Source organism: Pseudomonas sp. MWU12-2345, from assembly GCF_023242385.1.
In the GTDB taxonomy this organism is placed as follows: Bacteria; Pseudomonadota; Gammaproteobacteria; order Pseudomonadales; family Pseudomonadaceae; genus Aquipseudomonas; species Aquipseudomonas gingeri_D.
Map to the genome: position 1 here is coordinate 161,330 of NZ_JALLJA010000004.1, position 21,550 is coordinate 182,879.

General features: G+C 58.6%; 23 protein-coding genes and 1 tRNA gene. 20 read left to right on the forward strand and 4 right to left on the reverse strand.

Annotation, left to right across the window (positions count from 1 at the left end; all coding sequences use genetic code 11):
• Positions 1 to 290: 290 nt before the first annotated feature.
• The gene (locus M5C71_RS10940) at positions 291 to 1,634 is read right to left on the reverse strand and encodes an OprD family porin (protein ID WP_248745078.1); all 1,344 of its coding nucleotides are present in this window, start codon (positions 1,632 to 1,634) and stop codon (positions 291 to 293) included.
• 960 nt (positions 1,635 to 2,594) lie between these two features.
• On the opposite strand from M5C71_RS10940, the gene M5C71_RS10945 reads away from it, so the two are divergent.
• Positions 2,595 to 3,026 (forward strand): HIT domain-containing protein, encoded by a 432-nt coding sequence (locus M5C71_RS10945; RefSeq protein WP_248767811.1) that lies wholly within the window; start codon positions 2,595 to 2,597, stop codon positions 3,024 to 3,026.
• Positions 3,023 to 3,229, forward strand: a complete 207-nt coding sequence (locus M5C71_RS10950) for a SlyX family protein (protein ID WP_248767812.1) — start codon at positions 3,023 to 3,025, stop codon at positions 3,227 to 3,229. Before M5C71_RS10945 ends, M5C71_RS10950 begins: the two co-directional genes overlap by 4 nt.
• A 64-nt stretch (positions 3,230 to 3,293) precedes the next feature.
• Here M5C71_RS10950 and M5C71_RS33655 read toward each other — a convergent pair whose 3' ends face one another.
• Positions 3,294 to 3,899, reverse strand: a complete 606-nt coding sequence (locus M5C71_RS33655) for a cold-shock protein (protein WP_103496683.1) — start codon at positions 3,897 to 3,899, stop codon at positions 3,294 to 3,296.
• A gap of 368 nt (positions 3,900 to 4,267) precedes the next feature.
• Between M5C71_RS33655 and M5C71_RS10960 the strand changes: the two genes are divergently transcribed.
• The 18 genes from M5C71_RS10960 (at position 4,268) to M5C71_RS11045 (ending at position 17,918) form a co-directional block, all read left to right on the forward strand.
• Entirely contained in the window at positions 4,268 to 4,738 is a 471-nt protein-coding gene (locus M5C71_RS10960; RefSeq protein ID WP_100938823.1) for a Dps family protein, read from the forward strand.
• A gap of 254 nt (positions 4,739 to 4,992) precedes the next feature.
• Entirely contained in the window at positions 4,993 to 5,331 is a 339-nt protein-coding gene (locus M5C71_RS10965) for a ribbon-helix-helix domain-containing protein (protein ID WP_100939203.1), read from the forward strand.
• A gap of 166 nt (positions 5,332 to 5,497) precedes the next feature.
• Positions 5,498 to 5,719, forward strand: a complete 222-nt coding sequence (locus M5C71_RS10970) for a zinc ribbon domain-containing protein (RefSeq protein WP_100938824.1) — start codon at positions 5,498 to 5,500, stop codon at positions 5,717 to 5,719.
• Between the two features lie 83 nt (positions 5,720 to 5,802).
• Positions 5,803 to 7,578: an aspartate--tRNA ligase gene (gene aspS, locus M5C71_RS10975; RefSeq protein WP_103499438.1), complete on the forward strand. Its 1,776-nt coding sequence runs from the start codon at positions 5,803 to 5,805 to the stop codon at positions 7,576 to 7,578.
• Positions 7,579 to 7,704: 126 nt separating this feature from the next.
• The gene (locus M5C71_RS10980) at positions 7,705 to 8,451 is read left to right on the forward strand and encodes a YebC/PmpR family DNA-binding transcriptional regulator (protein WP_100938826.1); all 747 of its coding nucleotides are present in this window, start codon (positions 7,705 to 7,707) and stop codon (positions 8,449 to 8,451) included.
• Positions 8,452 to 8,467: 16 nt separating this feature from the next.
• On the forward strand, positions 8,468 to 8,992 hold the full coding sequence (ruvC, locus tag M5C71_RS10985; RefSeq protein ID WP_152738165.1) for a crossover junction endodeoxyribonuclease RuvC: 525 nt from the start codon (positions 8,468 to 8,470) through the stop codon (positions 8,990 to 8,992).
• A gap of 114 nt (positions 8,993 to 9,106) precedes the next feature.
• Positions 9,107 to 9,721 carry a Holliday junction branch migration protein RuvA gene (ruvA, locus tag M5C71_RS10990; protein WP_100938828.1) on the forward strand — a complete coding sequence of 205 codons (615 nt, stop codon included), beginning with the start codon at positions 9,107 to 9,109 and terminating at the stop codon, positions 9,719 to 9,721.
• Complete coding sequence (gene ruvB / locus M5C71_RS10995; RefSeq protein WP_100938829.1) at positions 9,722 to 10,780, forward strand: Holliday junction branch migration DNA helicase RuvB; 1,059 nt, start codon at positions 9,722 to 9,724, stop codon at positions 10,778 to 10,780.
• A 138-nt stretch (positions 10,781 to 10,918) separates the two neighbouring features.
• Complete coding sequence (ybgC, locus tag M5C71_RS11000) at positions 10,919 to 11,386, forward strand: tol-pal system-associated acyl-CoA thioesterase (RefSeq protein ID WP_103499435.1); 468 nt, start codon at positions 10,919 to 10,921, stop codon at positions 11,384 to 11,386.
• Positions 11,376 to 12,071: a protein TolQ gene (tolQ, locus tag M5C71_RS11005; RefSeq protein WP_100938831.1), complete on the forward strand. Its 696-nt coding sequence runs from the start codon at positions 11,376 to 11,378 to the stop codon at positions 12,069 to 12,071. Before ybgC ends, tolQ begins: the two co-directional genes overlap by 11 nt.
• Before the next feature lie 14 nt (positions 12,072 to 12,085).
• Entirely contained in the window at positions 12,086 to 12,538 is a 453-nt protein-coding gene (gene tolR / locus M5C71_RS11010; RefSeq protein ID WP_103499434.1) for a protein TolR, read from the forward strand.
• Complete coding sequence (tolA, locus tag M5C71_RS11015) at positions 12,538 to 13,605, forward strand: cell envelope integrity protein TolA (protein ID WP_248745076.1); 1,068 nt, start codon at positions 12,538 to 12,540, stop codon at positions 13,603 to 13,605. The genes tolR and tolA overlap by 1 nt, the downstream gene beginning before the upstream one ends.
• A 17-nt stretch (positions 13,606 to 13,622) precedes the next feature.
• Entirely contained in the window at positions 13,623 to 14,903 is a 1,281-nt protein-coding gene (gene tolB / locus M5C71_RS11020; protein WP_248745268.1) for a Tol-Pal system beta propeller repeat protein TolB, read from the forward strand.
• A gap of 53 nt (positions 14,904 to 14,956) precedes the next feature.
• Entirely contained in the window at positions 14,957 to 15,454 is a 498-nt protein-coding gene (gene pal, locus M5C71_RS11025; protein ID WP_100938835.1) for a peptidoglycan-associated lipoprotein Pal, read from the forward strand.
• Positions 15,455 to 15,460: 6 nt separating this feature from the next.
• Positions 15,461 to 16,276, forward strand: coding sequence for a tol-pal system protein YbgF (gene ybgF / locus M5C71_RS11030; RefSeq protein WP_103499431.1), 816 nt, complete (start codon positions 15,461 to 15,463; stop codon positions 16,274 to 16,276).
• Positions 16,277 to 16,440: 164 nt separating this feature from the next.
• On the forward strand, positions 16,441 to 17,088 hold the full coding sequence (gene queE / locus M5C71_RS11035; protein ID WP_100938837.1) for a 7-carboxy-7-deazaguanine synthase QueE: 648 nt from the start codon (positions 16,441 to 16,443) through the stop codon (positions 17,086 to 17,088).
• A gap of 1 nt (position 17,089) precedes the next feature.
• Positions 17,090 to 17,779, forward strand: coding sequence for a 7-cyano-7-deazaguanine synthase QueC (queC, locus tag M5C71_RS11040; RefSeq protein ID WP_248767813.1), 690 nt, complete (start codon positions 17,090 to 17,092; stop codon positions 17,777 to 17,779).
• Positions 17,780 to 17,842: 63 nt separating this feature from the next.
• A tRNA-Lys gene (locus tag M5C71_RS11045) sits at positions 17,843 to 17,918 on the forward strand.
• A gap of 390 nt (positions 17,919 to 18,308) precedes the next feature.
• On the opposite strand, the gene M5C71_RS11050 is transcribed toward M5C71_RS11045, so the two are convergent.
• Both M5C71_RS11050 and mobH read right to left on the reverse strand, forming a co-directional pair.
• Positions 18,309 to 19,667, reverse strand: a complete 1,359-nt coding sequence (locus M5C71_RS11050) for a site-specific integrase (protein WP_248767814.1) — start codon at positions 19,665 to 19,667, stop codon at positions 18,309 to 18,311.
• Positions 19,664 to 21,541, reverse strand: coding sequence for a MobH family relaxase (gene mobH, locus M5C71_RS11055; RefSeq protein ID WP_248767815.1), 1,878 nt, complete (start codon positions 21,539 to 21,541; stop codon positions 19,664 to 19,666). Before mobH ends, M5C71_RS11050 begins: the two co-directional genes overlap by 4 nt.
• Between the last annotated feature and the right edge of the window lie 9 nt (positions 21,542 to 21,550).

The following is a 21,550-nucleotide window of genomic DNA, read 5'->3' on the forward strand; positions in this document are numbered from 1 at the left end:
TGCCGGATTCATTTTTGAACCCTTGTTTTGGTTGGTGGGTTTGAACTGATATTTTAGTTCTTATCTAGCTTAAGGTTCGGCTAGAAATCGCATGATTTGATGATGGCTACACGGCGCAAACCCACCCTTGTGATGCGGTAAGGTTAAGTTGGCAAGAAACGCGGTAGTTATGGGGGTGGAACTCAATGACTTACAAGATATACGCCCATATTGGGCGCAAAAAAAGGCCCATCATCAGGATGGGCCTTTCTTCAAGCGAGTATTACATCATCAAGCAAGTAATCAGGCGATTACAGGATGGTGATTGGGTACTCGGTGATCAAACGGAACTCGTTGATGTTGCCTTCGCCGTCGGCAGCGTTGCCACGGTGCCAAGCTTGGCGTGCACGGAAGGACAGATCCTTCAGAGGGCCAGACTGGACAACATACTTGGCTTCCAGGTTGGTTTCGAAGTGATGACCGTCTTTGCCATAGAGAGGGGTGCCGTCGGTATTACGATACGCACTGTTAGCGGATATATTGGTGCCGTCGATGCCCTGACCGTGGACATAACGAGCCATGAAGCTCAGGCCTGGGATACCGTACTCAGCCATTTTAATGTCATAACGGGCCTGGATGGATTTCTCGCCTGGGCCGTTGAAGTCGGAGTACTGAATCGAGTTAGCCAGGAAAATCGAGTCACCACCCTGGTTACCCTTGCCACGCTCCAAGCCAATGTAATCGAATGGCGTGTCACCGTGTACCTGTTGGAAGGCCAGGGTGAAAGTGTGTGCTTTGAGGAAGGAGTAAGCAGCTGCCAGGGAGTAGGCAGTGTTGCTGATATCACCTGCCTTCGCCGCACCGGTATCGGTTGTGCGATAGAGGTTGAAGTCGAAGTTCAGGCTCTGATCGCTAGCCAGTGGCAGGGTGTAGTTGACGTTGGTGTAGTACTGGTTCCAGACATCCTGGAGCTTGGCGCCGTACAGGGAAGCAGTCAGGTTCTCGTTGATGGCGTACTTACCACCCACATAGTCGATGCTCTTGGCTGTAACACCGGCATAGGTGGCAAACAGGTTGCCCTGCAGCGAGGTGTAGTCCGTGCTGCTACCAGCGTAAAAATGGCCAGCTTCGAGATCGAGGTCTTTGACTTCACTGCTTTGCAGTTGGAAGCCACGAGCGGTTTGCTGGAACAGACGGCTCCCGCCAACGGCGAATACTGGCGCAGTGGTAGGGGTGAAGTCGCCGAATGTCAGCTGGGTTTTGGAGATGCGAACGCGGACGTCCGCGCCTGCTTTACCGAAGCTATTATTGACGCCATCTGCTCCGTGGCTCAGGTTGCCGCTACCCACATGGGTGTTGTCACCGTCAAGTTTGAAACCGGCATCACCAAAGACATCGACACCTACACCAACGGTACCTTGGGTAAAGCCAGAGCTGGCTTTGCCGAGCACGCCTTGGGACCAGTCTTTTTGGTCGACACCACCATCTTTCTTGTCCCGATTGAAGTAGTAGTTCTTCAGAACCACACCAGCCGAAGCGCCTTCAACGAAACCCTTGGCGTCAGACTGAGGGGTTACGAACGGGTCGGCCATAGCCACTTGGGAACCTGCTGCGGTAACAGCCAGGGCGATCATGCTCCACTTCATCACGCGCATCGTGATTTGCTCCTTTGGTTTTAGGAAGAGTACTGCCGTCCCACCTGTATTTTTGTCTGGGCGGCTCTTTCTTTTTTGTGTCGGCGCAAACTTATATCACGCTGACAAACTTGGCGATACTTGCACACCTATCCTTGCGGCTTCTTTACGAGCCTGTCGCAAAAAGCTAGCTCCATGTCGCAAATTCACAGCCTTTGTACAGCGGCTGCACAACTTCAGCGCTGTTTTCAGCGGAATGAGCATAGAAGCAAATGATCTATGTTCAAGCCCTGAATTCTCCATGGGCGCACTGCACTGCGTTGTCTCGGTGTCGCAGGGGCTTCAGCGTCCGGGCCGACCCTCTGTCGCGACTATTCACTTACCAATGCAACAAGCATGCACAAAGTGAAAAAATCGTGAGAAAAAATTTACCTGGCACCGTCATCAGGCTGAAACCCTTGTGAAACCTAGGGCGGTTGGCGTTTACGCCAGCGCTTGACGTAGTGCTTTTCCTTGTGCTGCTAATCCTTTGAAAATCCATGGAAAGCCCAAAACGTTACCGGTCCACACTCCGACTGGGTAGTCGGTGACTGAAGCGTGCACTGATAGTAGTCGTAGTGTGCGGTTTTGGTGCAAAAAGCCGATTTACAGTTTCGATGCGGACATTGGCTGCAGGCAAGGCGGCTTTTTTGTCCCTGGAGTCAGCTCTCACCCTCCATGACGTAGGCAGAGGATTTCAGAAAAAAGTGACATTTTTATGGCCGGCTGGGTTTTTTTCTGGCTGCTGTGTAATTTTGTGGTGTTTGTTATCCTGAAAAAGTGCGCCCTGTTCCATTCTGGAGCAGGCGCTGCCCCGTATTCGCCCATTTGCCACCATCGCGGCCGAGGGCCGTGAATCGGTGGCCGATCACGGGTATCCTGACGGCCTGTCGCCTGGCTTTTGCCGGGCGCAAACCTATCCGTCACGCAGGAGTATTCACGGTGTTCGTTCTCGATTCGCGCCTTCAACAAGACACCTTGCCGATGGGCGACCTGCCGTTGTGCCGCGTGCTGCTGTCCAATGATGCGAACTATCCCTGGTTCATCCTGGTGCCACGGCGCGCGGATATCAGTGAAGTGTTCCAACTGAAGGCTGCCGATCAACAGCAGCTGTGGCGCGAGACCACGGAGCTGGCGCAACTGCTTCAGGTCACCTTCAAGGCGGACAAGATGAATGTCGCGGCCTTGGGCAATGTGGTCAGTCAGTTACATATGCATGTGATCGTTCGTCGCCGTGACGATGTGGCCTGGCCGGCACCGGTCTGGGGCAAGCAGCCGGCCCGGCCTTATACCGAGGAGGAGGTCATGGTGATTCGCGAGCAGTTGCGCGTGGCGTTCCAGCATGATTCGCGTTTTGTACAGGCGGACGTATGAACCTTGAAGATCGCATGACCGAACTGGAAAGTCGCCAGGCGTTTCAGGATGACACCATCCAGGCGCTCAATGATGTGCTGGTGGCGCAGCAACGGGTGGTCGAGCGCCTGCAACTGCAGATGGCCGCTTTGCTCAAGCGTCATGAAGAAATGATGGGGCAGTTCGATTCCTTTGAGGAAGAAGCACCACCGCCGCATTATTGACAGCAATCCGTAGGCATAAAAAAACGCGAGGCAGTCAGGCTGCCTCGCGTTTTTTTGTGGCCGATCAGCGGCGCGGCAGGGCCGCGATCACGTCCTCGGCTTGCAAGCCCTTGTCCCGGTTCATCACCGAGAACTCCACGCGCTGGCCTTCGACCAGGACGCGATGGCCTTCGCCACGGATGGCGCGGAAGTGCACGAAAATATCATCGCCGGAATCCCGCGAGATAAAGCCGAAACCCTTGGAGGTGTTGAACCACTTCACGGTACCGGTATCGCGATTGCTCATGTCGTAGTTGTGGGAAGCCGCCGCCGGGGAAGATTTCTTGTAGAAACTCACCGCCAGGTGCAGCAATACGGCAATCACGGCGGCCAGCAGACTCGGAAGCACGGCGGGTTGGCCGCCGATCAGGGTCAATGGGGCGAGCAGGGTGAGGATTTGTAGTGCCACGGCGATGATCAGCAGGATGCTGACCAGGATTTGCAGTTGATGCCGTGGACCCTTGTTCCAGTAAGGAATGACTGGCGCGAGGGTCAGGTTGAGCAAGCCGAAGAATGCCAGGTACAGCGCATCGGGTTGTTGCAGGTAAGGCAGGGCTTCGGATCGCAGGCTGGGGATAAAGGACAGCAGCAGGGCAACGGCGCCCGTTAGCAGGTGGACGATTTTCAACATTTTGATTGACTCACTCAAGACGGATCACAAGGAAGAGCGGGTGGCACACGGTTCGCTTCTGGAAAAAAGGTGAGGCGTTGGGCACGTGTGGGCATCCGCCTATGCGCCGCTGCCAGAGAATCGACAGCCACGACACAGTCTCTATTTAACAGCAAAGCCCATGCCTTCTCAAACTTCGGCGCCGGGCCGCTGTCGGAGAGTTTGCGGTGGGGCAGGGCCGGTGCCGACGCGGCCCGCGGGCCAGACGCCTGCCGGTGGTCGCCGTGGCGGATTTGTCGCAGTCGTCGCGGCTGCGCGAGTCGTAGGCGCTTGCTAGAGTGGTCCTGCACCTGCGAAGACGATGATCCATTCTGACCAAGGGGATACATATGGCTATTGATATCGGTATCAGCGAAGCAGACCGTAAATCCATTGTTGAAGGTCTTTCCCGTCTGTTGTCGGACACCTACGTGCTGTACCTGAAAACCCACAACTTTCACTGGAATGTCAGCGGGCCGATGTTCCGCACGCTGCATTTGATGTTCGAAGAGCAATACAACGAACTGGCCCTGGCCGTCGATCTGATCGCCGAACGTATCCGCGCCCTGGGTTTTCCCGCGCCGGGGACCTATTCCACCTACGCCCGTCTGTCCTCCATCAAGGAAGAAGAAGGGGTGCCGAGTGCCGAGGAGATGATCAAGCAACTGGTGCAAGGCCAGGAAGCGGTCACCCGCACGGCGCGGGGTCTCTTTCCGTTGCTGGACAAGGTCAGTGACGAACCGACCGCCGACCTGCTGACCCAGCGCATGCAGGTGCATGAGAAAACCGCCTGGATGCTGCGCGCCCTGCTCGAAGGCTGAGCCCGCGCCGGTGCGGATGAAGCCGTCGCGCTTCATTCGCACCGCGTGCCGGCGAGCCCGGCATCTTCGCGATGGCGCAGGCCTTCGCCTGGTCGCGGCCCCAGTCTTTTCGTTGTTCTTCCTTATTAATGGACTCTTCCTACGGAGGCTGTGGTGCAGTCTGCTGGATAGGGTTTTTTACTTAATGTTTTATGTCAGGAGGTTTGCCAGGAGCGCCTTTATTCAAAGGTGTGCAGCGACGGAGTGCGATGAAAATGGTTCAGTGGGTAGGGCATGAGGTGGGGAGTTCCGGTTGTTTGCGCAAGACCCGGGTGGATCCCCTGTTGCTGGATTTCGATATTGGATTGGCGAAGCCAGTTTCGCGTTCGGTGCGTTTGAATGGTTTTGCCACCTGCTTGCGTCTGGAGGAGGTTTATTGGAAGGTACTGGCCGATATTGCCAATACCCATGAATGTACAGTCAATGCCTTGCTGTCCAATGTGGACATGGAGGTTCATCTGCGCTACGGCGGGGTGAAGAATTTCAGTGGTTTGATTCGCGTGGTCTGTGTCGTCCATCTGCTGACGTTGGGCGGTTTGTCCCGGGCCCTCTAGGCTTGCCCGGACGTCTCGGTGGATTGGCGAGACGGCATGGGCTGGGGCGCTGACCGGTCCACGGCTGCAAAGGCTCGATTTAACGGATATAATCCCGCTCTTTGCTGCATGGCCCGTCCCGGGCTCGGGCAGCAGTGATGCCGTTATCTGATTGCCGAGACGCCCCATGCCCATGTACGACTACCAATGCGCTTCCTGCGGTCATCAGCTGGAAGCCATTCAAAAGATCAGTGATGCACCGCTGGTCGACTGCCCGGCCTGCCAGGCACCGCAATTGAAGAAAATGCTCTCCATGCCGGGTTTCCGCCTCAGCGGTAGCGGCTGGTACGAGACGGATTTCAAGACCGGCAGCAAGAAAAACCTGGCAGGTGGCGATAAAGCCGACTGAAATAAGCGACACGAGCGGGCGCTTGTCGCGTTGCCAAGACAAGACCTCCACCGAAATCGAATGACTAGAAGCGAACCACGACCATGATGCGCAGCCATTATTGCGGCCAACTGAACGAGAGCCTGGAAGGCCAGGAAGTCACCCTTTGCGGATGGGTCCACCGTCGTCGCGACCATGGCGGGGTGATTTTCCTCGATATCCGTGACCGCGAAGGTCTGGCCCAGGTGGTCTTCGACCCTGATCGCGCCGACACTTTCGCCGCCGCCGATCGCGTGCGCAGCGAGTACGTGGTCAAGATCACCGGCAAGGTCCGCCTGCGTCCGGCCGGTGCCGGCAATGCCAACATGGCGTCCGGTGCCATCGAAGTGCTGGGTTACGAGCTGGAAGTGCTGAACGAAGCGGAAACCCCGCCGTTCCCGCTCAACGAATACTCCGACGTCGGCGAAGAAACCCGCCTGCGTTATCGTTTTATCGACCTGCGTCGTCCGGAAATGCTCGACAAGCTGCGTCTGCGTTCGCGCATGACCACCAGCATCCGTCGTTACCTGGACGAAAACGGCTTCCTCGACGTCGAGACGCCGATCCTGACCCGTGCGACTCCCGAAGGCGCTCGTGACTACCTGGTGCCGAGCCGCACCCACGCCGGCAGCTTCTTCGCCCTGCCGCAATCGCCGCAGCTGTTCAAGCAACTGCTGATGGTGGCCGGCTTCGACCGTTACTACCAGATCGCCAAGTGCTTCCGCGACGAAGACCTGCGGGCCGACCGCCAGCCGGAATTCACCCAGATCGACATCGAGACCAGCTTCCTCGATGAAAAAGACATCATGGGCCTGACCGAAGGCATGATCCGCAACCTGTTCAAGGAAGTGCTGGGTCTGGAGTTCGGTGAGTTCCCGCACATGACCTGGGACGAGGCCATGCGCCGTTACGGCTCCGACAAGCCGGACCTGCGTATCCCGCTGGAACTGGTGGACGTTGCCGACCAGCTCAAGGACGTTGAGTTCAAGGTGTTCAGCGGCCCGGCCAACGACCCGAAATGCCGTGTGGCCGCCTTGCGCGTCCCGGGCGCGGCGAGCATGCCGCGCAGCAAGATCGACGAGTACACCAAGTTCGTCGGCATCTACGGTGCCAAGGGCCTGGCGTACATCAAGGTCAACGAACGCGCCAAGGGTGTTGAAGGCCTGCAGTCGCCGATCGTCAAGAACATTCCCGAGGCCAACCTCAACGTGATCCTCGATCGCGTCGGTGCGGTCGACGGCGACATCGTCTTCTTCGGTGCCGACAAGTCCAAGATCGTCAGCGAAGCCCTGGGCGCGCTGCGGATCAAGGTCGGTCATGACCTCGAACTGCTCACCTGCGAGTGGGCACCGATGTGGGTCGTCGACTTCCCGATGTTCGAAGAGAACGAAGACGGCAGCTTCACCGCCTTGCACCACCCGTTCACCGCGCCGAAGTGCTCGCCGGAAGAACTGGCGGCCAACCCGGCCACCGCTTTGTCCCGCGCCTACGACATGGTTCTGAACGGCACCGAGCTGGGTGGCGGTTCGATCCGTATCCATCGCAAGGAAATGCAACAGGCGGTGTTCCGTCTGCTGGGTATCAGCGAAGCGGAACAGGAAGAGAAGTTCGGCTTCCTGCTCGACGCGCTGAAATACGGTGCTCCGCCCCACGGTGGCCTGGCCTTCGGCCTTGACCGCCTGGTGATGCTGATGACCGGCGCCCAGTCGATTCGCGAAGTGATCGCGTTCCCGAAAACCCAGAGCGCGGCCTGTGTCATGACCCAGGCGCCAGGGCTGGTGGACGCCAAGGCACTGCGCGAGCTGCATATCCGCCTGCGCGAAGCCCCCAAGGCAGAGTAAGACGGACCCGAGGGCGCATCCACTGGATGCGCCTTTTTTCAAGGTCGAGACTTTTTATTGCCGGCCGCTGCCACCGGGCAGGGCGGGCAACGTTTCAAAGAGCACAAAGAGAATTCGGAGCGAGTTATGGCAGGTCATTCCAAGTGGGCGAACATCAAGCACCGCAAAGAACGTCAGGATGCCAAGAAGGGCAAGATCTTCACCAAGTGGATTCGTGAGCTGACCGTTGCCGCTCGTCAGGGCGGTGGTGATCCAGGCTCCAACCCACGCCTGCGTCTGGCGCTGGACAAGGCCCTCGGCGCAAACATGAGCCGCGATATCATCGATCGCGCGGTGGCCCGCGGTGCCGGTGCGGCCGACACCGACGATATGGTCGAACTCAGCTACGAAGGCTACGGCCCCGGTGGCGTGGCGGTGATGGTTGAATGCATGACCGACAACCGCAACCGTACCGCGGCAGCCGTGCGTCACGCGTTCAGCAAGTGTGGCGGCAACCTGGGGACCGACGGCTCCGTGGCCTATCTGTTCGAGCGCAAGGGGCAACTGTCCTTCGCCCCGGGCATCGATGAAGACGCGCTGATGGAAGCGGCGATGGAAGCCGACGCCGATGACGTGGTTACCCACGAGGACGGTTCGATGGACGTGTTCACCTCGTTTGCCGGCTTCTATACGGTGCGTAACGCCCTGGATGCGGCAGGATTCAAGGCGGCGGATGCGGAAATCGTCATGTTGCCGACCACCAGCGCCGAACTCGATCTGGAGGGCGCGGAAAAGGTCCTCAAGCTGATCGATATGCTCGAGGACCTGGACGACGTGCAGAACGTCTACTCCAATGCCGATATTCCCGAATCGGTAGCCGAGCAGCTCGGCTGACCCAAACGTAGGCGTTATGACTTTAATTCTTGGTATCGACCCCGGTTCGCGCATCACCGGTTATGGTGTGGTGCGCGATACCGGCCGTGGCTGCGTTTACGTCGCCTCGGGCTGCATCCGCACCGGCAGTGGCGAACTGCATGAGCGCTTGCAGATCGTCTATCGCAGCGTGCGCGAAGTGATCCAGACCTACGGGCCGGTGACCATGGGCATCGAAAAGGTGTTCATGGCAAAAAACGCCGACTCGGCGCTCAAGCTCGGTCAGGCGCGGGGCGCGGCCATCGTCGCCGGCGCCGAGGAAAACCTCGAGATCGCCGAGTACACCGCGACCCAGGTCAAGCAGGCCGTGGCCGGTACCGGCGGCGCCAACAAGGAACAGGTGATGATGATGGTCATGCACCTGCTCAAGCTCACCACCAAACCGCAAGTCGACGCCTCCGATGCCCTGGCGATTGCCCTGTGCCATGCACATACCCGCTCCAGTCTCTTGCCCCATGGCCTGGGTGCGGCACGTTCCCGTGGCGGTCGCCTGCGTCTCTGATAGCATCATCGCCTCAAACAATTTTGCTTGCCGATAGCGCCACGCCGGATAAGGTAGTGCGCTATCGTTCCGAGTCGTCAGCCACTGGTCTGGCCAGAAATAAGGATCTGATACGTGATTGGACGTTTGCGCGGCACTCTGGCTGAAAAACAGCCGCCGCATCTCATCCTTGATGTGAATGGCCTCGGCTACGAGCTGGAGGTGCCGATGACCACGCTTTACCGCCTGCCGTCGGTCGGCGAGCCGCTGACCCTGCACACCCATTTGGTCGTGCGCGAGGATGCCCAGTTACTCTATGGCTTCATCGGCAGGCGCGAGCGCGACTTTTTTCGCGAGTTGATCCGCCTCAACGGTGTCGGGCCGAAGCTGGCCCTGGCGTTGATGTCGAGCCTGGAGGTCGATGAACTGGTGCGCTGCGTGCAGGCCCAGGACACCTCGGCGCTGGTGCGGGTGCCCGGCGTTGGCAAGAAGACCGCCGAGCGCCTGCTGGTGGAACTCAAGGACCGCTTCAAGGCCTGGGAAACCGTGCCGAGCATGTTTGCCCTGGTGCCCAACCAGCCGGACGGTGCCCCGGCGCAGCCGGTGGCCAGTGCTGAAAGCGATGCGGTCAGTGCGCTGATTTCCCTGGGCTACAAGCCCCAGGAAGCGAGCAAGGCGGTGTCGGCCATCAAAGACAAAGGCCTGAGCAGCGAAGACATGATTCGTCGCGCCCTGAAGGGAATGATCTAAGTGATTGAAGCCGACCGTTTGATTACCGCCTCCGGCGGGCGTGACCGCGAGGAAGTCCAGGATCGCGCCATTCGGCCGTTGAGCCTGGCCGAGTACATCGGCCAGCCGACGGTCAAGGAGCAGATGGAGCTGTTTATCCAGGCGGCACGCGGGCGTGGCGAGTCCCTTGACCACACCCTGATCTTCGGCCCGCCGGGCCTGGGCAAGACCACCCTGGCCAATATCATCGCCCAGGAAATGGGCGTGTCGATCAAGAGCACCTCGGGGCCGGTGCTGGAGCGCGCCGGCGACCTGGCGGCGCTGCTGACCAACCTTGAACCCCACGATGTGCTGTTTATCGATGAAATTCACCGCCTGTCGCCCGTGGTCGAGGAAGTCCTGTACCCGGCGATGGAAGACTTCCAGCTCGATATCATGATTGGCGAAGGGCCGGCGGCGCGCTCGATCAAGCTTGATCTGCCACCCTTCACCCTGGTCGGCGCCACCACCCGCGCGGGCATGTTGACCAATCCGTTACGTGACCGCTTCGGTATCGTCCAGCGTCTTGAGTTCTATAGCACCGCGGACCTGGCGACCATTGTCACCCGTTCGGCGGGGATTCTCGGCTTGCCGCTGGACCCGGAAGGCGCGTTCGAGATCGCTCGACGGGCCCGGGGCACGCCGCGGATTGCCAACCGCCTGTTGCGCCGGGTGCGGGATTTCGCCGAGGTGCGGGCCAAGGGCCATATCACCAAGGCCGTGGCGGACCTGGCGTTGAACTTGCTGGATGTCGATGAACACGGTTTCGATCACCAGGACCGGCGCCTGCTGCTGACCATGATCGAGAAGTTCGACGGCGGTCCGGTCGGCGTGGACAGCCTGGCGGCGGCGATCAGCGAGGAGCGGCACACCATTGAAGATGTGCTCGAACCCTACCTGATCCAGCAGGGCTACATCATGCGCACCCCCCGTGGACGGGTGGTGACCCGGCATGCCTATCTGCACTTCGGATTGAATATTCCGTCGCGCTTGGGTGAAATGCCCGTGGTAGACGAGTTTCTGGATGCGTTGGACGAGTAAAAGCGGAATCGGGGCTGATTTATTCGCGGTTTGCGTTGTCCGAAGGGCACGTGTCACGAATCTTCATGCAAAAAGTCGTCGAAGGATGAAAAACAGTTGCCTGGCCGGATTGGCAACCTGAGGAGTAAGCACTAGAGTATGCGCGCGCAAAACGGGGTTCAGTCGTTCGCACATCGCTGTCGCGTTTATTACGAGGACACCGATGCCGGCGGCATCGTGTATTACGTCAATTACCTTAAGTTCATGGAGCGGGCTCGAACCGAGCGGCTACGGGCATTGGGCTTTGCCCAATCGTCGCTGGCAGGGGAGAACCTGTTGTTCGTCGTGCATTCCAGCGAAGCGCGTTACCACGCGCCGGCGCGGTTGGACGACGAACTGCTGATCAGCGCCGAGGTGATTGAGCTGAACCGTGCGAGCCTGCGCTTCAAGCAGCAGGTCAGGCGGGCTGATGATGAAACGCTGCTCTGTGAAGGGCGGTTCCTGGTGGCCTGTGTGCGCGCCGATAGTTTAAAACCCCGGGCCATTCCAGAAGCCTTGCGTTCGGCCTTTGCCGACACAAGCGGCGCGGGTACTCACTTAGAGCAGGAGATAAAGCGTGGAAGCTAACGTCGTCGACCATTCCTCCATGTGGAGCTTGGTCAGCAATGCCAGCATCGTGGTGCAATTGGTCATGCTGATCCTGTTGGCCGCCTCGGTCACCTCATGGGTCATGATTTTTCAACGCAGCAACCTGCTGCGCGCCGGCCGCCGCGCCCTGGAGAGCTTCGAGGAGCGCTTCTGGTCGGGTATCGACCTGTCCAAGCTCTACCGTCAGGCCGGCAGCAACCCGGACCCGGACTCGGGTGTGGAGCAGATCTTCCGTGCCGGTTTCAAGGAGTTCTCCCGTTTGCGCCAGCAACCGGGCGTCGATCCGGAAGCGGTCATGGAAGGCGTGTCCCGTGCCATGCGCGTGGCCATCTCCCGTGAAGAAGAAAAACTCGAGCAGAGCCTGCCGTTCCTCGCCACCGTCGGTTCCGTCAGCCCGTACATCGGCCTGTTCGGTACCGTCTGGGGGATCATGAACTCCTTCCGTGGCCTGGCTACCGCCCAGCAGGCAACCCTGGCCACCGTGGCCCCGGGCATTTCCGAAGCACTGGTGGCTACCGCCATCGGCCTGTTCGCGGCGATTCCGGCGGTTATCGCCTACAACCGCTTCGCGGCCCGTGGCGAGACCCTGATCAGCCGTTACTACACCTTCGCCGATGAGTTCCAGGCGATCCTGCACCGTAAAGTGCACACCAGCGAAGAGTGAGCAGGTAAATCCCCATGGCCCGAGTTCGCCACAAACGCAAGCCGGTCGCCGAGATGAACGTGGTGCCCTACATCGACGTGATGTTGGTGCTGCTGGTTATCTTCATGGTGACCGCGCCGATGCTCAATCAGGGCGTGAAGGTTGATCTGCCCAAGGTTTCCAGCGAAGCCTTGCCGCAGGACAACAACACCCAGGTCCTGACCATTTCGATCAAGGCTGACAAGACCTACTACTGGAACCTTGGCAGCGAAGTCGATACCGAAAAACAGCAGGACAGGGCCATGACCCTGCCGCAGATGACCGACGCGGTGACCAAGATCATCCGTGCCGGCACCGAAGGCGGCAAGCGTACCCAGGTGTTCATTCGCGGTGACAAGACCGTCGACTATGGCTCCGTCATGGGTGCCATGGGCGGTCTGCAGAAGGCCGGCGTCGGTAATGTTGGCTTGATTACCGAGGCCCCCTGATGCACCAACAGCGAGAGCCGTCCGCTTCGGAAAGCTACTTCTGGCCCTGGGTCTGGGCGATCGGCCTGCATATCCTGATCTTTGGCATGCTGTTCGTCAGCTTTGCCATGACGCCGGATCTGCCGGAAGCCAAGCCGATTGTCCAGGCGACCCTGTATCAGCTGAAATCGAAAAGTCAGGCGACCACCCAGACCAATCAGAAGATTGCGGGTGAGGCGAAGAAATCCGCTGCGCGTCAGACCGAAGTCGAACAGATGGAACAGAAGAAGGTCGAGCAGGAAGCGATAAAGGCTGCGGAACAAAAGAAAGAGGAAGCGGCTCAAAAGGCCGACGACGCGAAAAAGGCCGACGAAGCCAAGAAAGCCGCGGATGAGGCGAAAAAGGCCGATGAGGCCAAGAAAGCCGACGACGCGAAAAAGGCTGCCGAAGCGAAAAAGGAACTGGCTGATATAGCCAAGAAGAAAGCCGACGACGAAGCCAAGAAGGCCGCTGAAGAAGAGGCCAAGCAGGCCGCTGAAGACGCGAAGAAGAAAATCGTCGAAGACGCCAAGAAGAAAGCCGCCGAAGACGCGAAGAAAAAATCCGAAGCTGACGAGGCGAAGAAGAAAATCGCCGAAGACGCGAAGAAGAAAGCCGCTGCCGATGCCGCGAAGAAGAAGTCGCAGGATGCGGCGCGTAAATCCGCCGAAGATAAAAAGGCCCAGGCCCTGGCAGATCTGCTTTCCGACACGCCGCAACGCCAACAGGCCCTGGCTGATGAGCAGGGTGATGAAACGGCGGGCAGCTTTGACGATCTGATTCGTTCGCGGGCAGCGGAAGGTTGGGCACGTCCTCCTTCGGCACGCAAAGGTATGACGGTGGTGCTGCAAATCGGCATGTTGCCGGACGGTACGGTGACCACGGTCTCGGTAGCCAAGTCCAGTGGCGACGGCCCGTTTGACGCCTCGGCGGTAGCTGCGGTCAAGAATATTGGTCGTTTGACGGAAATGCAGGGAATGAAACCGAGCGACTTTGCGCCCTATCGTTCCTTCAAGATGACATTCACACCTGAGGATCTAGCCTTGTGAGAAACCTTCTTCGAACAATGCTTGTCGTGATCTGCTGCCTGGCAGGGATGGCGATGGCGGATGAAAAGAACATTCTGGTCACCAGCGGCAGCGATCGGGCCACGCCCATCGCGGTCGTTCCCTTCGGCTGGCAGGGCGGTAGCGTCCTGCCGGACGACATGGCCCAGATCATCGGCGACGACCTGCGTAACTCCGGTTACTACTCGCCGATTCCGAAACAGAACATGATCAGCCTGCCGACCCAGGCCAGCGAAGTCATCTACCGTGACTGGAAGGCCCTGGGCGCCCAGTACATCATGGTCGGCAGCATTGTTCCGGCCGGCGGTCGCCTGCAGGTGCAGTACGCGCTGTTCAACGTCTCCACCGAGCAGCAAGTGCTGACCGGCAGCGTGTCGGGCACGGTCGATCAGTTGCGCGACATGTCGCACTACATCTCCGACCAGTCGTTCGAAAAGCTCACCGGTATCAAGGGTGCGTTCTCCACGCGCATGCTTTATGTCACGGCTGAGCGTTTCTCGGTGAACAACACCCGTTACACCCTGCAACGCTCGGACTATGACGGTGCCCGCGCGGTGACCCTGCTGCAATCGCGCGAGCCGATCCTGTCGCCGCGTTTCGCACCGGATGGCAAGCGCATCGCCTATGTGTCGTTCGAACAGAAGCGTCCGCGCATCTTCGTCCAGCACATCGATACCGGTCGCCGTGAGCAGATCACCAACTTCGAAGGCCTCAACGGTGCGCCGGCCTGGTCGCCGGACGGTAACCGCCTGGCGTTCGTGCTGTCCAAGGACGGCAACCCGGACATCTACGTGATGAACATGGCCACGCGCCAGATGAGTCGCGTCACCAGCGGCCCGGGCATCAATACCGAACCGTTCTGGGGTAAGGATGGTTCGACCATCTACTTCACCTCCGATCGTGGCGGCAAGCCACAGATCTACAAAACCAACGTCAATGGCGGTGGTGCGGAGCGCGTGACCTTCATCGGCAACTACAATGCCAACCCGAAATTGTCGGCGGATGAAAAGACCCTGGTGATGATTCACCGCCAGGACGGCTTCACCAATTTCCGAGTCGCGGCTCAGGATTTGCAACGTGGGACAGTAAAAATACTGACAGACACCAACCTTGATGAGTCAGCCACTGTCGCGCCCAACGGCACCATGGTAATCTACGCCACCGCCCAGCAGGGCCGGGGAGTCTTGATGCTCGTGTCCATTAATGGACGCGTAAGGCTCCCGCTTCCTACCGCTCAAGGCGAAGTCAGAGAACCTTCCTGGTCCCCTTACCTGAACTGACGCGGCGCTTTACGATTTTGCTTAACACACTGGGGTTCATTAGGAGTTTTACGATGGAAATGCTGAAGTTTGGTAAATTTGCTGCGCTGGCTCTGGCCATGGCTGTAGCTGTAGGTTGCTCGTCCAAAGGCGGCGACAATGCCGGTCAAGGCGCTGTAGACCCAAACGCTGGTTACGGCGCTAACACTGGTGCAGTCGACGGCTCCCTGAGCGAAGAAGCTGCTCTGCGCGCTATCACCACTTTCTACTTCGAATACGACAGCTCGGACCTGAAGCCAGAAGCCATGCGCTCCCTGGACGTTCACGCCAAGGACCTGAAAGCTAGCGGCGCTAAAGTCGTTCTGGAAGGTAACACCGACGAACGTGGTACTCGCGAGTACAACATGGCACTGGGCGAGCGTCGTGCGAAAGCCGTTCAACGCTACCTGGTACTGCAAGGTGTTGCTCCAGGTCAGCTGGAACTGGTTTCCTACGGTAAAGAGCGTCCAGTAGCTACTGGCCATGACGAGCAGTCCTGGGCTCAAAACCGTCGCGTCGAACTGCGTAAGTAATTCGTCATGCGAACGTGCCGTCGTGCTGTAACTGTTCTGGCTCTCAGCCTGATGCCGCTTGCGGCGTGGGCTGCGGTTCCTGTGGTCGATGACAACTCCGGTAACGGTGGGAGTTATCCGCCTGCGGGTTACGGTACGAACGGCGCCTATGCCGGGGGAGGGGTTTCGGCCCCTGTCTCGGCACAGGGCGAGCTGTTCAACCAATTGCAACGCATGCAGGAGCAACTCGCGCAGCAACAAGGCGTGATCGAGGTTCTGCAAAACGATATTGCGCGCATGAAGCAGGAAAACCTGGAGCGATACCAGGATCTTGATCGGCGCATAGGCAGTGGCGGCGCTCCGGCGGCTGCGGCTCCTGATAATTCTTCAACCGGTGGCAATGTCAATGCCGCCGCCGGTGCTGCACCCGCTGCCCAGGCCCCCGCGGCCAGCAGCGAGCCGGGTGATCCGGCCAAGGAAAAACTCTACTACGATGCAGCCTTCGACCTGATCAAGGCCAAGGACTTCGACAAGGCCAGCCAGGCGTTCAGCGCCTTCCTGCGCAAGTACCCCAATAGCCAGTACGCCGGTAACGCGCAATACTGGTTGGGCGAGGTGAACCTGGCCAAGGGCGATCTGCAAGGTGCCGGCCAGGCGTTTGCCAAGGTCAGCCAGCTGTATCCCAAGCACGCCAAGGTGCCGGATTCGCTGTACAAGCTGGCGGATGTCGAGCGTCGCCTGGGTCATACCGACAAGGTCAAGGGCATTCTGCAGCAGGTGGTTTCCCAATATCCCGGGACTTCCGCCGCGCAGTTGGCACAGCGCGATCTGCAGCGCATGTGACGGCCGACGGCCTGCTTGAAGAAACCCGCGCTTGTCGCGGGTTTTTTCGTTAGAATTCACGCCCTTTTTTATGAAACACGCTGTCCTGGACTGTGCGATTGCAGGTTCATGGCGGTGCCTGACTGAGGCGGACGGCCTGTTTAGCTGTTACGCCCGTGGCGACTATGCAAGACACATTGAGAATCACCGAAGTTTTTTACTCGTTGCAGGGTGAAACGCGGACGGCTGGGCTGCCCACCGTTTTTGTGCGCCTGACTGGTTGCCCGTTGCGCTGCCAGTACTGCGACAGTGCCTACGCCTTCAGCGGCGGCACACTCATGACCCTGGACAGCCTGCTGACCCAGGTGGCCGATTACCGTCCGCGTTATGTCTGCGTGACCGGTGGCGAACCGCTGGCCCAGCCCAATGCCATTCCCTTGCTCAAGCAGCTCTGTGACGCTGGTTACAGCGTGTCCCTGGAAACCAGTGGTGCGTTGGATATCTCTGCGGTGGACACCCGGGTCAGTCGCGTGCTCGATCTGAAGACGCCGGGCTCGAAGGAATCGCACCGCAATCGCTACGAGAACATCGAGCTGCTGACCCCCAACGACCAGGTCAAGTTTGTGATCTGCTCGCGGGAGGACTATGACTGGGCGGTGTCCAAACTGATTCAGTACGGTCTGGAAAAACGTGCCGGCGAAGTGCTGTTCTCGCCGAGCCACCACGATCTGCCGGCCCGTGAGCTGGCCGACTGGATCGTCGCGGACAACCTGCCGGTGCGCCTGCAGATGCAGTTGCACAAATACCTATGGAATGACGAGCCGGGGCGCTGATATGACCACCCAAGCAAGCACTGACAAGAAAGCGGTAATCCTTCTCTCCGGCGGTCTGGACTCGGCCACCGTGGTGGCCATGGCGCGTGCCGAGGGCTATAGCTGCTACACCCTGAGCTTCGACTACGGCCAGCGGCACCGTGCCGAGCTGCAGGCGGCCGAGCGGGTGGCGTGTGACCTCGGGGTCATCGAGCACAAGGTTATCGGCCTGAACCTCAACGGCATCGGCGGTTCGGCCCTGACCGACAGCAGCATCGACGTGCCCGAGGCGCCGAGCGAAGGCATTCCGGTGACCTACGTGCCGGCACGCAACACGGTGTTCCTGTCGCTCGCCCTGGGGTGGGCCGAGGTGCTCGGAGCCCGTGACATCTTTATCGGCGTCAACGCCGTGGACTATTCCGGTTACCCGGATTGCCGTCCCGAGTTCGTCGAGGCTTTCGAAACCCTGGCCAACCTGGCGACCAAAGCCGGTGTCGAGGGCAATGGTTTCCGCATCCAGGCACCGCTGCAGAACCTCAGCAAGGGCGATATCGTCCAGGCCGGAATCAAGCTCGGGGTCGACTATTCGCTGACCGTATCCTGCTATCAAGCGGATGCTAACGGCTTTGCATGTGGGAAATGTGACAGCTGCCGGCTACGTGCTGAAGGCTTCGCAGCGGCCGGAATCAGTGATCCGACACGTTATTTTTGATTTTTTTCATTTAAAGTGTTGAATTACCGTTAGAAATCAGTATTATACGCGCCACCACACAGCGGGTCGTTAGCTCAGTTGGTAGAGCAGTTGGCTTTTAACCAATTGGTCGTAGGTTCGAATCCCACACGACCCACCATATTTGTTGTAGAAGAAAATCCGGAATGCCCACGAAAGTGAGGTCTTCCGGTTTTTTTTTGCCTGCAACAAGGCGGAACGAGCGGGTCTACAAGGTGTGTGATGCACTGATATCTTCGTAGACATGCAGCCGTCTGGCTCGAACATTAGTTACGAGTTGACGTGATGTCAATATGGAACACTCGACTTGCAGGAGCGAGGCTAGAGCGTTTTGTCAATCTGCAGCTTGTCTGCCCTGCAGAATCTCTGAGCACGCCGGGATATTTCCTAAGGGTCTGAAAGACTATTCCTGACGCGTATTTGTTGAATTTTAGGCAGCCGCTTACGTCCGGACAGGCAGTGCCGGTTCTCATGCCTATCAGCTGCTACAGCGATCCAGCAATGGGCTGCATCAGCCCCAGCTGTAGCTCTTGATACCCACTCTGCTGATCATCAGCGTGAACAACACGGACGACTCAGACCCCTCATCCATGGATGGGGGCTGGGGTATGCCGAGATCCTCCCACCAGGTGCCTGGACCATCCCATGTGAGCTCGTGACTGAGGCCGGTACCGACTGGGAGAATGGCCTGCTCCAGTGAATATCGTTCTGAACTGATGCTGGCGACTTGAGTCAGCAGTTTGGGGACTGGCGGTGATTCAGGCGGTAGCAGTAGGGAGGGGGTTGCCCCGACCACCTCAATTGCCGCCGGCGCCGGTGGGACCTCCGGTATGTGGGGTATGAGCGTGAGCGGTGGCTCGCCAGGATCGGGCAAGGTATTGGCCGGGGAGGCGGGAATGTGTTCGTCGACGCGTCTTTCGAACGCAATTGCTCCCTGGACCAGGCTGCGCTCATGAAGTACGGCGCGCATGTGATCGTAATCAACTTCGATGTAACTCAAGGTGGTCGCGATATTCGAATGGTTCAGCAGGTTCTTGGTCAGGTGGATATTGCGCTCTGGCTGCCTCATCAGATCGGTGGCCAGGGTATGCCTGAACCGGTGCGGGGTCATGCGCACCCCAAGCGCCGTCGTCAGCTTGCGATACATGCCCTCTACTTGGTCGATATTCATGACCTTGGATCGATAGTGTCTGGAGAACCGGTTGACGTTGAACAACTGATCGCTGGGAGCGAATCCGATTTCATCGGCGGCATCCAGCAAGCGTCTTATGTGCGGTTCCAGGCCCGCCATGATCGGTATGGAGAATTCGCGGTGTGTCTTCTCCGTATCGGCCTCTACCCGAATCAGTTTGTTGAGCCAGTCGATGTCCTGGTAGCGAAGCGTCAGCAGCGCGTTCAGTCGGATGCCCGTGTAGTAGAACATCTCGAAGGCAGCGAGCCAGAACCAGGCTGGGGTGACTTTGCTGCGTTTTTTCGAGCAGCGCTCTTCCGAAACCATTGCCTTGAGCCAATCACGCGCAATCTTTATCGCGTCACGGGCGATCGTCTTGCTCGGTCGCTTCGGCGGAATCACCGCGGTTTTCTTGAACGGGTTGGTCGTCGTATGGGTTAGTAAACCCTGTTCCAGGGCATAACCCCAGACAGTGCGCAGATGGTTGGAGTAGGTGTTCCAGCTCTGCTTCGACAGGCCGTTCTCCAGAAGCGCCCTTCGGCATCCAAGAACGCCGCGGTGATCGATGTCTTCCGCCGCGATCTCTGTACCGAAATACCTGAGCAACGCTCGGGTGGACGCCAGGTAGATTTTTCCGCTCGACTCCCTCAGGTCGTGAGTGAAGATGTAATCCTTGGCCAGTTCCAGTGGAGCGGTCATTCAGAGCCCTCCGCTGATCCAGAGATCAGACTCAAGCTCACATTGTCGAAGGGCAATTCGTTGAACACGGTCAGGGGATCGATCAGCAAGTATCCCTTGAGCTTCTTTGTACTGCGCGGACCGATGACGTTGCAGGTCCAGATATTGAGGCTCTTGTCTGTCTTTCGATGAAGTTTCAGTTTTTCAAAGCTTCGCTGCACCAGTTGCCAAGCTTCCACTTTTTGGGCCTTTGCCTGTGCTTCGATGGCAGGGAACTCCTGTACGAAACGCTTGAAAATTCCTGGTGTTACCAACATTGCGGTTCCCGTCACGGTATGCACAAGTGCCTTTGTGTCGTTGATGATGATTCGCCGGGAGACGAGGCCATTCCTTAACCATTCAACAAATCCCTGACCCAGCTCGATCTTATGGCTCGGCATCGGAGCCATATCTTCGGTGCTCGCTACAGGTTCACTTCCCGCGACTGAAGGCTCGATTGGCTGGATTTCTTCCAGTTTCGAAGGTGCGGTCTGTGCCGCCGAGAATGGATCCTCTGGGTGGCCTTCTAGTGGCGCTGTGATATTACCCAGGAGGGCCATAAGCGCGTCAATTTCAGCAGGATCATTGGTGGTGGGGGCTGAAGGCTTTAGTACAGGGGCTGAAACGTTTGTATTGTGGAGCGCTGGACCAGTGCTGTTGCTTTCTGGCAGGCCCGGCTCGAGGGATTGTTTGACCTCCTGTGGTTCCTCGGTGGTTGAGCCAGCATCAACTTCCAGGGTGCCCGAATAAACCGGGGGGCGGTCATTCGCATCATTCCAGATCAGTGCCGGCGAGAGCTTGAGTAAGGTGAATGTGTTGCGCCAGCCATTCCCGTTGTCGATCGTAGCCCTCCAGATTGCCTTGTCTTGGGCATTGGTCTGGATGACTCCCTGATCCTGGAGCATGTTGAAGAACGGCGCATTCGAGGTGGGGACACCATCGACACCCTGTGTAAGCAGATAGGCTCGTAGCTGATCGGCTATGGGTTTGCTGACCAGCCATAAGGCGTCCTGAGCCAGCCATCCATCTGAAGGCCCGTCAGGCTGGTTCAGCTTGAATTTGTCGCGTACCAGATACCGCAGGCCATCCGCCAATTGCCGTTGCAGGGATTGCTTGGGCGCGACCAGTGCTCGAGCAGGATTGCCGCCGAGCTCCTGGGCAACTGATGCCCGGTCGGCCTGCACTACGATTTCACCCAGAATGCCGGCGTTCTCGTATTGGCCGGACAAGATGAAGATCAACTGCGACCACGCTTCGGGAAAGCCGCTGAGCCAGTCCAGGATGTCGGGTGTGAGCACCTGTGCGTAGATCAGCGCGGCTGCTGCGCCGTGGAGCTGGTAATTGCGTCCCTTCACATAGCGGAATCGGTAGGGGCGGGTGATGGGACCATGCCACGGGTGCCAGGTCGTTCCTCCCTGCAGCTCGATGTGAACATCAACGGCGATTTTCCCCAGGTCGTGAATAAGTGCCCCATATGCCGCCGCCGCAGTCCAGGCTTCGGCCTGTGCCGATTGCGACTCCGGTGGTGCGCCGATCGGCAGTAGGTAGGTTTGCCGGATCTTCAAGGCATAGGCGACGATTTCCAGCCCGTGATCAAGCATGCCGCCGGGGTGCGCGTGGTGGTGGTTTTCCGAAGCAGGGAGCTGCTGGACCAATTCCGCGTAGCGTTCAAGTGGACGTCGGTAAAGCTCGACAAACTGCTGGCGTGATAACGAGGCGCGCTGCCAGATGTTTTCCAGCAGTTTTTGGCGACGAGGGGTCGCAAGTAGCTCCAGGCCTTGGGCGGGTTGTATGTAGCCGCTAGGGGAGGGGGCCGCGGTAGCTTGAGCTTTGCCGCGCCGGAAGATTGAGAACATGGCCAACTC

Coding starts and splice junctions, on each gene's coding strand:
- M5C71_RS10940 (WP_248745078.1), bottom strand. CDS start 1,634: ATGCGCGTGATGAAGTGGAGCATGATCGCCCTGGCTGTTACCGCAGCA.
- M5C71_RS10950 (WP_248767812.1), top strand. CDS start 3,023: ATGAACCTTGAAGATCGCATGACCGAACTGGAAAGTCGCCAGGCGTTT.
- M5C71_RS33655 (WP_103496683.1), bottom strand. CDS start 3,899: ATGTTGAAAATCGTCCACCTGCTAACGGGCGCCGTTGCCCTGCTGCTG.
- M5C71_RS10960 (WP_100938823.1), top strand. CDS start 4,268: ATGGCTATTGATATCGGTATCAGCGAAGCAGACCGTAAATCCATTGTT.
- M5C71_RS10965 (WP_100939203.1), top strand. CDS start 4,993: ATGGTTCAGTGGGTAGGGCATGAGGTGGGGAGTTCCGGTTGTTTGCGC.
- M5C71_RS10970 (WP_100938824.1), top strand. CDS start 5,498: ATGCCCATGTACGACTACCAATGCGCTTCCTGCGGTCATCAGCTGGAA.
- aspS (WP_103499438.1), top strand. CDS start 5,803: ATGATGCGCAGCCATTATTGCGGCCAACTGAACGAGAGCCTGGAAGGC.
- M5C71_RS10980 (WP_100938826.1), top strand. CDS start 7,705: ATGGCAGGTCATTCCAAGTGGGCGAACATCAAGCACCGCAAAGAACGT.
- ruvC (WP_152738165.1), top strand. CDS start 8,468: ATGACTTTAATTCTTGGTATCGACCCCGGTTCGCGCATCACCGGTTAT.
- ybgC (WP_103499435.1), top strand. CDS start 10,919: ATGCGCGCGCAAAACGGGGTTCAGTCGTTCGCACATCGCTGTCGCGTT.
- tolR (WP_103499434.1), top strand. CDS start 12,086: ATGGCCCGAGTTCGCCACAAACGCAAGCCGGTCGCCGAGATGAACGTG.
- tolA (WP_248745076.1), top strand. CDS start 12,538: ATGCACCAACAGCGAGAGCCGTCCGCTTCGGAAAGCTACTTCTGGCCC.
- tolB (WP_248745268.1), top strand. CDS start 13,623: ATGCTTGTCGTGATCTGCTGCCTGGCAGGGATGGCGATGGCGGATGAA.
- pal (WP_100938835.1), top strand. CDS start 14,957: ATGGAAATGCTGAAGTTTGGTAAATTTGCTGCGCTGGCTCTGGCCATG.
- ybgF (WP_103499431.1), top strand. CDS start 15,461: ATGCGAACGTGCCGTCGTGCTGTAACTGTTCTGGCTCTCAGCCTGATG.
- queE (WP_100938837.1), top strand. CDS start 16,441: ATGCAAGACACATTGAGAATCACCGAAGTTTTTTACTCGTTGCAGGGT.
- queC (WP_248767813.1), top strand. CDS start 17,090: ATGACCACCCAAGCAAGCACTGACAAGAAAGCGGTAATCCTTCTCTCC.
- M5C71_RS11050 (WP_248767814.1), bottom strand. CDS start 19,667: ATGACCGCTCCACTGGAACTGGCCAAGGATTACATCTTCACTCACGAC.
- mobH (WP_248767815.1), bottom strand. CDS start 21,541: ATGTTCTCAATCTTCCGGCGCGGCAAAGCTCAAGCTACCGCGGCCCCC.